13 protein-coding genes are annotated in these 12916 nt (G+C 73.0%); 4 read left to right on the top strand and 9 right to left on the bottom strand.

Features of this window, described 5'->3' with window-relative positions; translation table 11 throughout:
- Positions 1–63: 63 nt before the first annotated feature.
- The 6 genes from WMF27_RS01670 to WMF27_RS01645 all read right to left on the bottom strand — a co-directional run bounded on the left by WMF27_RS01670 (position 64) and on the right by WMF27_RS01645 (position 6928).
- Entirely contained in the window at positions 64–774 is a 711-nt protein-coding gene (locus tag WMF27_RS01670) for a hypothetical protein (RefSeq protein ID WP_437762008.1), read from the bottom strand.
- Between the two features lie 284 nt (positions 775–1058).
- The gene (locus WMF27_RS01665) at positions 1059–2300 is read right to left on the bottom strand and encodes a matrixin family metalloprotease (RefSeq protein WP_437762009.1); all 1242 of its coding nucleotides are present in this window, start codon (positions 2298–2300) and stop codon (positions 1059–1061) included.
- A gap of 1 nt (position 2301) precedes the next feature.
- On the bottom strand, positions 2302–2874 hold the full coding sequence (locus WMF27_RS01660; RefSeq protein WP_437762010.1) for a hypothetical protein: 573 nt from the start codon (positions 2872–2874) through the stop codon (positions 2302–2304).
- Between the two features lie 445 nt (positions 2875–3319).
- Positions 3320–4960, bottom strand: a complete 1641-nt coding sequence (locus WMF27_RS01655) for a tetratricopeptide repeat protein (RefSeq protein WP_437762011.1) — start codon at positions 4958–4960, stop codon at positions 3320–3322.
- Between the two features lie 229 nt (positions 4961–5189).
- On the bottom strand, positions 5190–6524 hold the full coding sequence (locus WMF27_RS01650; protein ID WP_437762012.1) for a LysM peptidoglycan-binding domain-containing protein: 1335 nt from the start codon (positions 6522–6524) through the stop codon (positions 5190–5192).
- Positions 6521–6928 (bottom strand): hypothetical protein, encoded by a 408-nt coding sequence (locus tag WMF27_RS01645; protein WP_437762013.1) that lies wholly within the window; start codon positions 6926–6928, stop codon positions 6521–6523. The genes WMF27_RS01650 and WMF27_RS01645 overlap by 4 nt, the downstream gene beginning before the upstream one ends.
- 227 nt (positions 6929–7155) lie before the next feature.
- On the opposite strand from WMF27_RS01645, the gene WMF27_RS01640 reads away from it, so the two are divergent.
- From WMF27_RS01640 to WMF27_RS01625, 4 genes are all read left to right on the top strand, one after another.
- The gene (locus WMF27_RS01640) at positions 7156–7671 is read left to right on the top strand and encodes a hypothetical protein (RefSeq protein WP_437943734.1); all 516 of its coding nucleotides are present in this window, start codon (positions 7156–7158) and stop codon (positions 7669–7671) included.
- A complete protein-coding gene (ruvA, locus tag WMF27_RS01635; RefSeq protein WP_437762015.1) occupies positions 7668–8294 on the top strand; it encodes a Holliday junction branch migration protein RuvA in 627 nt (208 codons plus the stop codon). The genes WMF27_RS01640 and ruvA overlap by 4 nt, the downstream gene beginning before the upstream one ends.
- 277 nt (positions 8295–8571) lie before the next feature.
- Positions 8572–9672 carry an FHA domain-containing protein gene (locus WMF27_RS01630; protein WP_437762016.1) on the top strand — a complete coding sequence of 367 codons (1101 nt, stop codon included), beginning with the start codon at positions 8572–8574 and terminating at the stop codon, positions 9670–9672.
- A 91-nt stretch (positions 9673–9763) separates the two neighbouring features.
- Positions 9764–10162 carry a (deoxy)nucleoside triphosphate pyrophosphohydrolase gene (locus WMF27_RS01625; RefSeq protein ID WP_012232930.1) on the top strand — a complete coding sequence of 133 codons (399 nt, stop codon included), beginning with the start codon at positions 9764–9766 and terminating at the stop codon, positions 10160–10162.
- A gap of 15 nt (positions 10163–10177) precedes the next feature.
- Here the strand turns inward: WMF27_RS01625 and WMF27_RS01620 are convergent, their stop codons facing one another.
- The 3 genes from WMF27_RS01620 to WMF27_RS01610 form a co-directional block, all read right to left on the bottom strand.
- Positions 10178–11236, bottom strand: a complete 1059-nt coding sequence (locus tag WMF27_RS01620) for a FecCD family ABC transporter permease (RefSeq protein ID WP_437762017.1) — start codon at positions 11234–11236, stop codon at positions 10178–10180.
- An 8-nt stretch (positions 11237–11244) separates the two neighbouring features.
- Positions 11245–12138 carry a type III pantothenate kinase gene (locus WMF27_RS01615; RefSeq protein ID WP_437762018.1) on the bottom strand — a complete coding sequence of 298 codons (894 nt, stop codon included), beginning with the start codon at positions 12136–12138 and terminating at the stop codon, positions 11245–11247.
- Between the two features lie 101 nt (positions 12139–12239).
- On the bottom strand, positions 12240–12881 hold the full coding sequence (locus tag WMF27_RS01610) for an O-methyltransferase (RefSeq protein ID WP_437762019.1): 642 nt from the start codon (positions 12879–12881) through the stop codon (positions 12240–12242).
- Positions 12882–12916 lie beyond the last annotated feature (35 nt).

Genomic DNA, 12916 nt, shown 5'->3' with positions numbered 1-12916 from the left:
CTACGGGCGCGAATCGCGAGCTGCCTCGATCCCGGCGGAGAGGCGCCCCGATCGGCCGGAGCCTCACCGCGACTTGCCGGCCCCTCCGGGGAAGTCCTTGCGCTTGATCTTGGCGCGCCGGCCGTCGGGATGGTGGAACACGATCCCCTCCGCGAGGTGACCCGGGGCGAAGCGGCTCTCCAGGTGCTGGAACAGGCCGCGGAGGCCGTCATACGACCTCGGGACGTCATCGTAGACGGGAATCTCGAGGTTGAACGGCACGACCATGTGGCTGGCGAGCCCGAGCGGGTTGCCCTGAATGCTCGGTCCGAGCGCCTCGGCCGAGTGCTCGCCGTCCGGCCAGCCCTGGAACTCCGTCCCGCGAACCGCCTCGAAGATCCACCTGTCTTCCGGACCGTGCTCGTCGGCGTCGACGTACCAGCCGTCGATGATTCCCTGTTGCTTCTGGAGCTTGCTCGGGTTCCTGCGCTTCTCGACCCGGACCACGTGGCCCGAGCGGAGGGTCAACCGCACGTTCGTGCCGTCGAGCTTCTCGGTGGGACGGCCCTCGCCCGCAAAGACCCACTCGCACCCCTCCCGCGGCTTCGGGAGCACCTTGAAGTCGTCGCCGCGATCGAAAATCGTCGGAATCTTCTCCATGACCTGAATGCCCTTTCGTACCTGGCCGAGCAGCTCGTCAGGGGTGATGACGCCTCCGGCGAGCCCGCTCGCCAGGGCGCGCACCAGCTCCGCGACGGAGGTGTTCGCCTCGAGCGCGACGCGCTTCAGCGCCATCCGCTCCTCCGGCGAGATCCACGCGACCAGGCGTGACCAGCCTTCGGGCGGAACCCATGTCGCGAGCTGCTGCGGATCCTTCCTCGGTCTGCCGCGCGGGCGGCCTGGCGCTGTCACGAGCTTCAGGGTAGCCCGATTTTCTATTGTGTCAATTGGCAAAACAAGAATTGGGAGCGAGGCGGGAGAGGTGGGAGCAGGCGAGACGCCGAGATGGCGGCAGGCCCAGACGCGATCCCCGCCGCCGCGGGGGCCGGTGCTCCCCCTGGAGCCCCGCGACCGAACGCTCAGCGCCGGCGCCGTCGCGACGCCAGCGCGCCGAGCACGCCGAGGAGCATGACGCCGCCGAGATCGGCCGATCGGCCGGTCGTCGAGCAGGAGCACCCGGCATCGGCGCCAGAGTCCTCATCGCCGCTCTTCGGCGTGTCGTCCGGCTCGGCGCCGCCCGCGCCGCCCACCCCGCCGCTCGAGGCGACCGACGAGCTCACGGTCGCGCCCACGGTCGATCCGCCGCCGGCCGAGGAGGAGGAGGAGGAGGAGGAGGTCGACACGCCGCTGCCGTCCGCTCCGCCATCCCCCCCGCTGCCGCCGGCGCCGCTGCCGCCGGCGCCGCTGCCGCCGCCCTCGAAGCCGGCGCACTCGGTCGAGCACTCGGTCGAGCACTCCCCGCAGATGCACTCGAGGATGCGGATATACATGCTGGCCCCCTGGGCATGGTCATTCATGCATCGCTCGACGCACGCGTCGTCCTGGCACTCGTTGACACAGCCGATGAATCCCCTGCACGCGGTCGACGCGCCGCACGCGTCATAGGCCGCCCTGCAGGTGTCCTCGAGCGAATCGTTCGAGCAGCTATCGCAGCTGTCGCCGCCGCCGCTGGCAGCGCTCGTGGCGCTCGCGACCGTGGTCCCGCCGACGGGATACAGCGCGCACACGCCGTCGATGTCGTCCTGCTCGATGGTGCGCATCGACGAGCCCACGACATAGTAAGGGGTCATCGTCGCGTTCCGCTCGCCGGAGTGGCCGAGGCCCAGGAAATGCCCCTCTTCGTGCGTGGCGATCGACTGTGTGTCGACACAGCCGTTGTTGCCGGTGTCGTTCCAGCAAAACCCGACGTCGTTGAAGACCATGTCGGCGTCCACGATGGCGCCGTCGAAGCTCCAGACGGGCAACGTGACGCCGATGACCGAGTTGACGTCGCCGAGCATGTTCGGCCAGGAGGAGCTGATCCACTGAAACACGTTCTTGCCGTCGTTGTATTTGTAACGATCGGTGGTGTCGCCGAGGAAGTCGACCTGCCACGCCGTACACCCCGCGTTCGACCACGCCTCGAACCCGGTCTCGACACGGGCGACGGCGAAGGCGGAGATCTCGCCCGGGATCGTAGAGCGGTTGATGGAGTAGGCGACGGGCAGCTTGCCCCAGCGGGGGACCACGTCATCGAGCGGCGTCCACGCGGCGGCCTCACGGGCCACGGCGAGGGACGAGACGGCGCCGAGCAGGGCGGCGAGGGCGACGCGGCGCCTCACCTCACTTCCCTCCCGCGATGCGCACGACGTCCGTCATGAGGCTCTCGATGGGCTCGACCTCCTCGACGGGCGCCTCGATGGGCACGAGCGCGGCCCCGGTCCGCCGGACGAGGTGCAGCCCATCGAGGATGCGCCGCGCCATGCCCTTCTTGTCCACGTGATAGGCCGACAGCGCCAGCGCCGTGAGGTGCCACCGCCCCTTGTCGCCCGAGCGCAGGAAGACCACGGCGTCCTCGCCAGGCGAGAGCTTGGCGTCGCCGAGCAGCCGCTGTGTCTTGCCGTTGTAGGTGCCGCCCATCTGCTCCAGCACAATCATCTTCGAGCCCCCCTTGTCCGCCGCGCCGCCCTTGAGCGGCTGGGTGATCGTGAGCTCGGTGCGGGTCACGATCGATTTTCCGTCATCGGATTCCGTCGTGTACGATCGGCCGACGATCACGCGCGCGATCGTCGCCGACTGGCGCACGAGCTCCTCCCGCGAGAGCAGGACGGCCGTCGTCGCGTCCGCGGGCGCACCGATGCCTAGCAGAGCGAGCGCAGCGGACAGGGCGAGCACTGCTTTCAAGCCTCTCTTCATGTAGATGACTCCTTAAGACATTCTTTTCTATCCCGAAGCGCGCGCGGCGGCCAACCAGGAAACAGCGCTGCAACGTGCTCACGATGCCGTGGTGTCGCCCATCTGTCGTGACGGCGGATCATCACACCGCGGCGCGATGCCATGCCGACATGTACGGAAGCAGGGATTACCACCCGGGCCGTGGCGCGCCTGGATTTGTGCCGTACACGTAGACGACGCACTCCGGAGCTCTCGGGGCGGAGACCTCCTTATCGGGTCATCCTGGCTCTCGGCAGCATCGAGCGGAGTCAGGGTGGCTGTCCGTCGATCGAGTCAACTCGCCATCAGCGCCGTCGACGTCTGTCTCCGCTCGCCGGGAGCGGCGCGCGGGCCCTCGGCGCGCGCCGCGCCGCCCGCGGAGGCTCGCCCGGGCGCCCTCCGCGCTCCGGCGCGCCTCAGGGCCCTCTCAGTCGAACCGCTTCAGGCCGTTCGGCGCCCTGGAGTCGCGCTTCGCGGGAGCCTCGTCCCGGGCCACGACGCGGCCGGCGAGGATCGCCTCCGCGAGCTCGCGGCACTCGGCGCTGGTCGCGCGATCGGCCCGCGCGAGCGCCTGCTCCGCCGCGGCGCGCGCCTCGGCCGCGCGGCCCGCGAGCGCGTGCGTCCGGGCGATCTCGGCGAGGGTCGCCGAGAGCTCCGCGGCGTTGCCCGACACGTCCAGGAGCCGCTTCGCGCCGAGGTAGAGCGACAGCGCCCCGGCGAGATCCCCCTGGATGCGCGCCAGATCGCCCCGCGCCCGCAGCACGCCGGCCTGGCCCGCGCCGTCCTCGAGCACCTCGAACAGGGCGAGCGCCAGCTCGTAGTCCGCGAGCGCCTCCTCCAGGTCCGACGCGTCGGCCGCCGCGACGCCCACGAGGTCGGCCACCAGCTCGAACTGCTTGCGGCGGAGATCGCCCCGCACCTTGAGCGTCGCGGCCTGCCCGCGGCGCTCGAAGCCCGTGCGGAACAGCGCGAGCGCCCGGTCGTAGTCGCGCACCGCGTCCACGAGGTCCTCCTGCACGGAGCGCAGATCGCCCCGCGCCTTCAGCACCGCGGCCTGGCCCAGGACGTCGCGCGTCGCCGTGAACAGCTCGAGCCCCTGGTCGTAGTCCTTCTCGGCGCCCGCCAGATCCCCCTGCCGCACCCGGAGATCGCCGCGCGCCTTGAGCACGCCGGCCTGCCCGAGGTGGTCCTCGGTCGCCTGGTAGAGCGTCAGCGCCCAGTCGTAGTCGCGCGCGGCGCCCGTCACGTTGTCCTGGCCGAACCGCATGTCGCCCCGCGCCTTCAGCACGCTGGCCTGCCCGCTCCGATCCCCCGTGTCCTGGAACAGCGCGAGCGCGGTGCTGTAGTCGCGCGCCGCTCCCGCCAGGTTGCGGAGCCGGACCCGCAGATCGCCGCGCGCCTTGAGCGCCCGCCCGTGCGCGGCGCCGTGAGGGCGGGCGCGAGGCGGCTCCGAGGGGCCCGGGGCGTCGGCGCCGGCGGCCGCCCCGCGCGACCCGGCCCGGGGCTTGAGCGGCTCGCGATCGCCGAGCTGCAGGAAGAGCTGGATCGCCAGATCGTAGTCGCACACCGCGCCGCCGAGATCGCCCTCCTCGGCGCGCGCGAAGCCCCGCGCCCTCAGCGCGTCGCCCTCCGCCGCGCGAGCGCCCGCGCCCTGGAACAGCGCGAGCGCCTCGTCGTAGTCCCGCACCGCTTGCACGGGGACGCCCTCCCGCAGGCGCAGCGCGCCCCGATCCATGAACACCTGGGCCTGCCCGAGCACGTCGCCCATCGCCCGGAACAGCGCGAGCGCCTCGTCGTAGTCGCGCGCGGCGCCCGCGTAGTCGTTCCGCCGGAGGAGCAGGTTGCCGCGCTCCCGCAGCGCGTGGCCGCGCGCCTCCGGCGGGGTGCTGTTGAGGCTCGGGGGCGCCGCGCTCGAACGGGGCCCCCGCACCACCCCCTCGCCGAGCGCCTCGGCCAGCGATCCGCTCCTCGGCGTGCAGCGATCCGTCACGCTGTCGAACGAGCGCTGCGTGGGAGGATCGCCATCCACGCCCTTCAGCTCGGACTGGACTTCGGGAAGGCGACGCATGCCAGGCGGAACAGCATACCGCGCCGGCGCCCCCCTCGTGGAGACATTGCGCGGTCAGCGCGGCGGCAGCGCTTGATCTCCCTCCGGCCCCCTCCGGCCCCCTCGGAGCGGCGCGCCGACGGCTGGGGCCGCTGCCTTCTCGCACGTTGGCTCGCTCACGCAATCGAACGCGGGCCCGTGGGCTTCGCCCCGGGCACCCCGGCCGTGAAACGCCGCAGGCGGTCGATCCTCAGAGGCCCTTGCGCGAGACCAGCACCGCGTCCCGCTCGACCTCGTACATCGCGTGGGTCACGAGCGCCGCGGCCGTGCGCTCGCGCACGTGCACGACCCGCAGCTCGGCGTAGGTCTCGTCCGGCAGCAGCTCCTCGTCGACGCCGAACTTCGGCTCGTCGACCTGCGCCGCACGCTCGTCCTGCACCCGCGGCCGGACCGTGGCCAGCTTGCCCGCGCCCCCGATCTGCTGCAGCCAGCGGTCGCCCCGCCGGACCGCGAAGAAGCGCTGCCCCGGCTTCACGCCGTCCTTCTCGCCCTTGTCGATGAACACCACCTGGTGCTGCCCGACGAGCTGGTAGGGGTAGACGGCCGCGATGATCTTCGCCTCGAGATCCGCCTCGGCGCCCACCGGCGGCACCACGTCGAGGCGCCGCAGCACCGCGCCGACCCTGTCCGTGCGCTCGACGACGTCGAGCGACTCGATGAGCCGCGCACGCACCATGTGCGTCTTCGGGTTGTAACGATCCACGCGCGCCGTGCCGCGCACCGTCACGAGCTCGCCCTTCACGTCCCCGCTCTTCACCTTCTTGATCTCGCGGAAGATCGTCAGCTCCTGGCCGATCGAGACCTCGTGATCGTCCGAGAGGCGGAGGTAGACGTCGTCGCCCTCGCTGAGGAGCATCTGGTCGTCGGGGCTCGCGACGAGCTCCCCCCACGTGTCCTTCTTCACGTCGTCGACCCAGCCGAGCTCGCGCAGGAAGATCGTCTTCGACGGCACCCGCCCCCCTCGCGTCAGCTTGTTCGCGCCGAACCCGATGCTGCCGCGGGTCGGGCCCTCGCTCGGGTCGCGGAGCCGGATCCGGTCGCCCGGGTAGATCCAGTGCGGGTTCTGGAGCTGCGGGTTCAACGCCCAGACCTGCGGCCACGCATAGGGGTTCGTGTAGTACCTGCCCGAGATGTCCCAGAGCGTGTCGCCGCGCCGCACCGAGTGCGACTCGGGCACGAACTGCCCCTCGACGACGTAGCTGCCGTTCGCGCCGCCCTTCACCGAGGCGGGGCCCTCGCTGCGGCGGCCCAGATCGAAGCCGTCCGACGGGCGGGACGTGTCCGTCGTGCCCCGGGAGCTCGAGGGCAGGTGGGCGTTCGGATCGAACCCCGGCTGCGGATAACCCGGCACCACGACCTGCGTCTCGACGGTCGGCTCGCCCCTCGGGAGCTGGACCACGGTGACGCCCGGCGCCTGGCCGGCGCCCTCTTCGCCGCCCTGCTGGTCCTGAGCGCGCGCCGGCGGCGGCGCGGCGACGATCGCCAGGGAGACCAGGACCAGCGTTGCCTTCGCGGGGAACTTCATCGCTTGCGCCTCGACGGGGTGGAGGGGGGCGGGCTCGGCGGCGGCGACCCGCGCGGGGGCTCTTCGATCACGGCGCCGTTCGCGGTCGAGCGGAGCACCGGCGGCCGCGCGCCGTCGTCCTCGGGCGCGAGCCGCACCACCTCGAGGTCGGGCCTGTCCGGCTCCTCCGGGGGCGCGGCGCGCGCCCCGGCCTCGTCAGGGCGCGCCGCGCCGCGGGCGCCGCCCCGCGAGCGCTCCAGCGAGCCCACACGATCCGCGAGCACCGCGTTCTCCGCGCGCACCCTGACGAGCTCCGCGCGCAGCTCGGAGAGCTCTCGTTCGACCGCGTCCCGCCCTCCGCCGCAACCGACGTTGAGCGCGGCGAGCGCGAGCGCCATCGCGCCGATGCCCAGGCCAATCCTCATGGGACGCCCAGCCTACCCGCCGCCGCGACGGCCGGCCAAACGCGCGGCGATCTCCGCGCCCCGCGACGGGACGCCGCGCCCCCCGACGGGGCGACGCGCCGCGCGCCGCGCCGGAACAACCGCACGCGACGCACGCGACCCGAGGTGAGCGGCGCGACGTCACGCGTTACGGAGCACGCGCAGTTCTGCTAGGGTCCCACCCCGAGATCTGGGTGCGAGGGGTGAACGTGCGGGAATTCTTCCTGATTTTCCTTGTCGTGACGGCGTGCGCCGGCGCCGGCTGCGGTGACGACGGCCCCGGGCCCGCGGCGACGGCGTGCTTCGACTACAGCAAGTTCGACGGCACCACGCCCGAGGTGAGCTTCGCGGGCGAGATCCTCCCCATCTTCCAGCGGTCCTGCTCGTTCAGCTCGACGTGCCACGGCGCCGAGGCCGGCTCGGCCGGGTTCGCGTACCTCGGCCCGACGCTGAGCGAGCAGGCCACGCAGGCGCAGATCGACGCGATCGCGGCCCAGAACGTCGGCGTCGCGTCGAGGGCGCCCTCCGGGATGCCGCGGATCACGGCCGGCGACCCCGCGAACAGCTTCCTCCTGCACAAGCTCGACGACACCCTGAGCTGCGGGGACCTCGAGTGCGCCCCCGACGGCTGCGGGGCCCCGATGCCCTTTGGCGGCGACCTCCTGCCCTCGGCGGAGCGCGACGCCCTCCGCAGGTGGATCCAGCAAGGGGCCAAGGTCCATTGATCGGCCGGCTCTCCGGCCACGTCGTGGAAGAAGGCGACGAGGGCACGGTCGTCCTCGACGTCAGCGGGGTCGGCTACGAGGTGACCGTCCCGCTCGGGGCCGTGGGGCGCGCGCGCGGCATCGCCGCGAACGCGAAGGCCGGCTCGGACGCGATCACCCTGTTCGTCCACACCCACGTGCGCGAGGACGCGCTCCTCCTGTACGGCTTCGCGACGCGCGAGGACCGGGCGGCCTTCCGCGTGCTCATCGGCATCTCCAGCATCGGCCCGAAGATCGCGATGGCCATCCTCAGCGCGCTCGGCGCGGGGGAGCTCGCCGCGGTGATCACCCGCCGGGAGACCGCGCGCCTCACCGCCATCCCCGGCGTCGGCAAGAAGACCGCCGAGCGCCTCGTCCTCGAGCTGAAGGACAAGCTCGTCCATCTCCCCGCGGCCCCGCTCTCCCCCGCGGCCTCCCCGCCCGCGGCCACCGGCGCCAAGCAGGACCTCCTGCACAGCGCGCTCACCCGCATGGGCTACCGCCCGGCCGAGGCGGAGCGCGCCGTCACCGCCCTCGGCGCGCGCGTCGACAGCGCCCCGCTCGGCGACCTCGTGCGTGATGCGCTCGCGCTCCTCTCCAAGTGAGCCCCACGTGAGCCACGCCGCCGGCGCCCGGCGAGCCCGGCCGCCCCCGCCCGGAAAACTGCGGCCGCCCGCGCCGGGAAAACCGCGGCCGCCCGCGCCCGGCGAGCCGCGATTTGCCGGGCAGAATCGCCCCGGCGAACGGGCGGGCGGCGGCGCGCGACCCCCGCTCGAGGAGCGAAGGAGCGACAGACAGTCGACAGAGGGCCGCCGCGGCGAATATGCTCCCGCCGCCGTTCGCCCTGGGATCCAGTCCGGTCGCTCGTTGTGAGGAGGCGTGGTGATCACCTGCCCGAAGTGCTCCAAGGAAAATCAGGACCATTACAAGTTCTGCCTCGGCTGCGGCGCCGAGCTGCCTCGCGACGTTTCGCCCAAGAAGTTCGCGGCAGGCACCCCGCCCCACGGCGTGCCCGCGGCGTCGCGGGCGAAGGACTACGGCGATGAGCCGACCGCCATCGGCACGGGCGCCCAGAAGGGCCCCGCGGCCGCGCCCCCGCCGCCCGCGCTCGTCGATCCCGCGGCGTTCATCGCCCCGGCCCGCGGGGAGGACACCGGCGCCGGCAAGAAGGCCGCGGCGGCCGCAGCCGCGCCCGCGACGCCGGCGGCCGGCGCAGGGACGGTCGTCTGTCCCCAGTGCCAGGAGCCCAACCCGCCGTCGAACAAGTTCTGCGCGCTGTGCGGCTTCAAGCTCGTCAAGCCGGCGGGCCAGGCCGCGCAGCCGTCCACGCCGGTCGTCCCCACGTCGGGCGCCGCGAACGTCGTGCTGACGGCGCTCCGGGCCGACGGCACCGAGGCCGGCTCGTACACGCTGCCCACGAACCCCACGCTGGTCGGGCGCGACTCGGGCACGATCTTCGGCGGCGACAGCTACCTCTCGCCGCGCCACGCGACGTTCTCGATCAAGGGCGGGCGGCTCTTCGTCAAGGACGAGGGCTCGCTGAACGGCGTCTACCGCAGGCTGCGCAGGGACACGCCGGTGCAGCTCGACAACGGCGACGTCTTCCGCATCGGCCAGGAGATCGTCCGCGTCGAGCCGCTCTCCCCGGCGCCCACGACCCCCGACGGCGTCGAGCGCCTCGGCAGCCCCTCGAAGGGCTACGTCGCGCGGCTCGCCCTCATCATCGGCAGGGACGCGACCGGCAACGCGTTCCCGGTCCCCGACACCGGCCTGCACCTCGGGCGCGAGCGCGGCGACATCCTCTTCCCCGAGGACGGCTACGTCTCCGGGCTCCACTGCCAGATCTCGCTCCAGGGCGGCCGGCTGTTCCTCACGGACCTCGGCAGCTCGAACGGCACCTTCCTCCGCGTCCTCGGCGAGACCGAGATCACGGGCGGCGACATCCTGCTCATGGGTCAGCAACTGTTCCGCATCAACGTCTGAGCGCGCGCCAGCGGCGCCCCGAGGACGGCGACCGTCCCGCTCGCACAACCCGACGCTCCATCGTACGCTCAGCAGCCCTGAGACACTCGCCATGGAAATGGTCCGCACCATCCGCGTGGTCGCCGCCGTGATCGAACAGGACGGCCGGTACCTCATCACCCAGCGCCGGCCGACCGCCGTGCTCCCGATGCTCTGGGAGTTCCCCGGGGGGCGCGTGGAGGAGACCGAGACGGACGCGGCCGCGCTGAAGCGCGAGGTCCGCCACCGGCTCGACGTCGAGATCGAGGTGGGCCAGCTGATCTCGTTCGTGAGCCACCCCTACGAGCGCTACGTCGTCGACCTGTACCTCTACGAGTGCCACATCAAGAGCGGCGAGCTCGCGTCGCTGGCCGTGAACGCGTTCCGGTGGGTCACGAGCGCCGAGTTCGATCGCTACCCGTTCACGCCGGCGGACGAGGCCAGCATGAACAAGCTCCTCGGCATGACCTGACGCGCCCGCGCGCCCTTACAGCCGCGGCGAGCGCCGCAGCAGCGCGAGGAACATCGGCCCGCCGAGCACCGCGGTCACCGCGCCCACCGGCGGCTCCGTGCCGAGCCACCGGAACAGGAGCCGCGCGACGAGGTCGCACGTGGTGAGCAAGACCGCGCCGGCCACGAGCGACAGCGGCAGGAGCCGCCGGTGATCCGCGCCGCAGAGCCGGCGGACCGCGTGCGGGACGATCAGCCCGACGAAGCCGATGAGGCCGGTGCGGCTGACGATGGCGCCGACGATGCACGAGGACGCGAGGAAGACCCGGCGCTCGACGGCGCGGACGTCGACGCCCAGGGTCCCGGCCGACTCGTCGCCGAGCGAGAGGAGGTTCAGCCGCGCGGCGTCGGCGAGGAGCACGGCGCAGCCGACGGCGACGTAGGCGGCGACGCCGAGCAGGGCCGAGGTCGTGGGCAGCTCGACGAAGCCGATGAGCCACCGGAGCAGCTGCTGGGCGCGCGACGGGGAGACGAGCGTCTTGAGGAAGGAGATGAGCCCCGCCGCGATGGAGTTCACGATGACGCCGGCGAGGAGCATCGAGGCGCCGGAGGTGCCCTCGGCCGCGCCGCGCGCGATGGCGTAGACGAGCACCGTCGCGACGAGGCCGCCGGCGAGCGCCGCCGCGGGCAGGAGCGTGGCGCCGAGGACGGTCGTCGCGCCGACGCCGAGCGCGATCGCGACCGCGGCGCCGAGCGCGGAGCCGCCGGAGACGCCCAGCACGTACGGCTCGGCCAGCGGATTCCTGAGCAGCGCCTGGAACGCGGCGCCCACGGCCGCGAGGCCGGCGCCGGAGACGGCCGCGAGGAGCACGCGCGGCAGGCGCACGTCGATGAGGAGGGTCCGGTCGAGGCCGGGCTCGGCGACGGCGCGCGCGATCGAGACGGGCTCGGAGCCGAGGAGGACGGCGAGGAGGAGCGAGAGCACGAGCGCCGCGGGCGCCGCGGCGAGGACGAGCGCGCGGCGGAGGCCCCGGCCGGGCGCCGGCGGCGCCGGGAGGGAGGGCGCGCTCGCTCGGCGCGGGGCGCGGACGGACACGGGCGACGTCAATCCTGGCCGCCTCCGCGCGCCGCGGGGGGCAGGGTGGCGGGCCCGCTGTTGCGCTCGGCGTTCCGCTCGTAGATGAGGCGCAGCCCGCTGAGCGTCAGGTCGTCGTCGACTTCCTCGATGGTCTCGGTCTGCGGCGCGATGAGCTGCGCGAGGCCGCCCGTGGCGAGGACCCGGCACGGGTAGCCGAGCTCCCGCCGGAGGCGGCCCACGAGCCCGTCGACGAGCCCCGCGTAGCCGTACACGATGCCCGACTGCATCGAGTGGACGGGGTTGCGGCCGACGACCCGGGGCGGGAGCGCGATCTCGACGCGGGACAGCCGCGCGGCGCGGGAGAAGAGCGCCTCGGCGCTGATCTGGATGCCCGGCGCGATGACGCCGCCCAGGTACTCTCCCTTCGGGGTCACGCAGTCGAACGTCGTCGCCGTGCCGAAGTCGACGACGATGACGCCGGCGGCGGCGTGATCGCCCCGGTCGGGCTCGGCCGCGTGCGCTCGCGCCGGCGCGGAGCGGGGCGCGGACTGCCGCCGCCCCCACTCGTGCGCCGCGACCGCGTTGACGATCCGGTCGGCGCCGACCTCGCGCGGGTTCTCGTAGAGGATGGACATGCCGGTCTTGATGCCCGGCCCCACGACGAGCGGCTCGATCCCGAACGCCCGCTCGACGAGCCCCACCATCGTGTCGGTCAGCGTCGGCACGACGCTCGCGACGATCGCGCTGTCGATGCGGGCGAGGTCGACGCGGCGGAGCTCGAGCATCTGCCGGACGAGCACGGCGTACTCGTCCGAGGTGCGGGAGCGGGCGCTCTCGCAGCGGAGGTGGTGCTGGAGCACCTCGCCCTCCAGCACCCCGAAGCTGATGTTGGTGTTCCCGACGTCGATGGCGAGCAGCATGCTGGCCCGACTCTAGCGCCGCGCGCCCGGGATCCGGCCAGGATTTCGGACGCGCCGCCGGCGCTCGCGGCGCGCTGCCGCACGCCCGCCGCGCCCGGCCTTCAGCGCTTGCGCGCGAGCGTCACCCCGTCGCGCACGGTGAGCATGACCTTCTCGACCCGGGGATCGCCGAAGACGAGATCGTTGAAGGCGGCGATGGCGCGGCCGTCCGCGCTCTCGGGGGCGAGGACCTCGCCGCTCCAGAGGGTGTTGTCGGCGACGATCAGCCCGCCGCGGCGGAGGCGCGGGAGGGCCTCCTCGTAGTAGGCCGGGTACCGCTCCTTGTCGGCGTCGATGAACACGAGATCGAAGGCCGGGCTCGCCGGCATGGCGCGGAGGGTGGCGAGCGCGTCGCCGAGCGCGATCCGGATCTTCCCGCCGTGCTCGCTGCGATCGAAGAACGATCGGGCGATGCGGGCCACCTCGGGGTCGCGATCGCACGTGATGAGCTCGCCGTCCGGCGGGAGCGCCTCGGCCATGCTGAGCGCCGAGTAGCCGGTGAACGTCCCGATCTCGAGCACCCGGCGCGCCTGCATGAGCGCGACCAGCATCCTGAGCAGGGAGCCTTCGACCCGCCCGACCTGCATGACCGCCCTCGGCTCGTGGGCCAGGGTGAACTCGCGCAGCTCGTCGAGGAGCGCGGGCGGCGGCTCGGAGTGGTCGTGAACGTAGCGATCCAGCTCTGGATTGACGATGGCGATCATGGGGAGGTTCCTCGGCCGGGCACCGTAGCATCGGT

The organism is Sorangium sp. So ce281 (assembly GCF_051527395.1).
Lineage (GTDB): Bacteria > Myxococcota_A > Polyangia > Polyangiales > Polyangiaceae > Sorangium > Sorangium cellulosum_B.
This window is presented reverse-complemented; position numbering and strand designations above follow the sequence as displayed.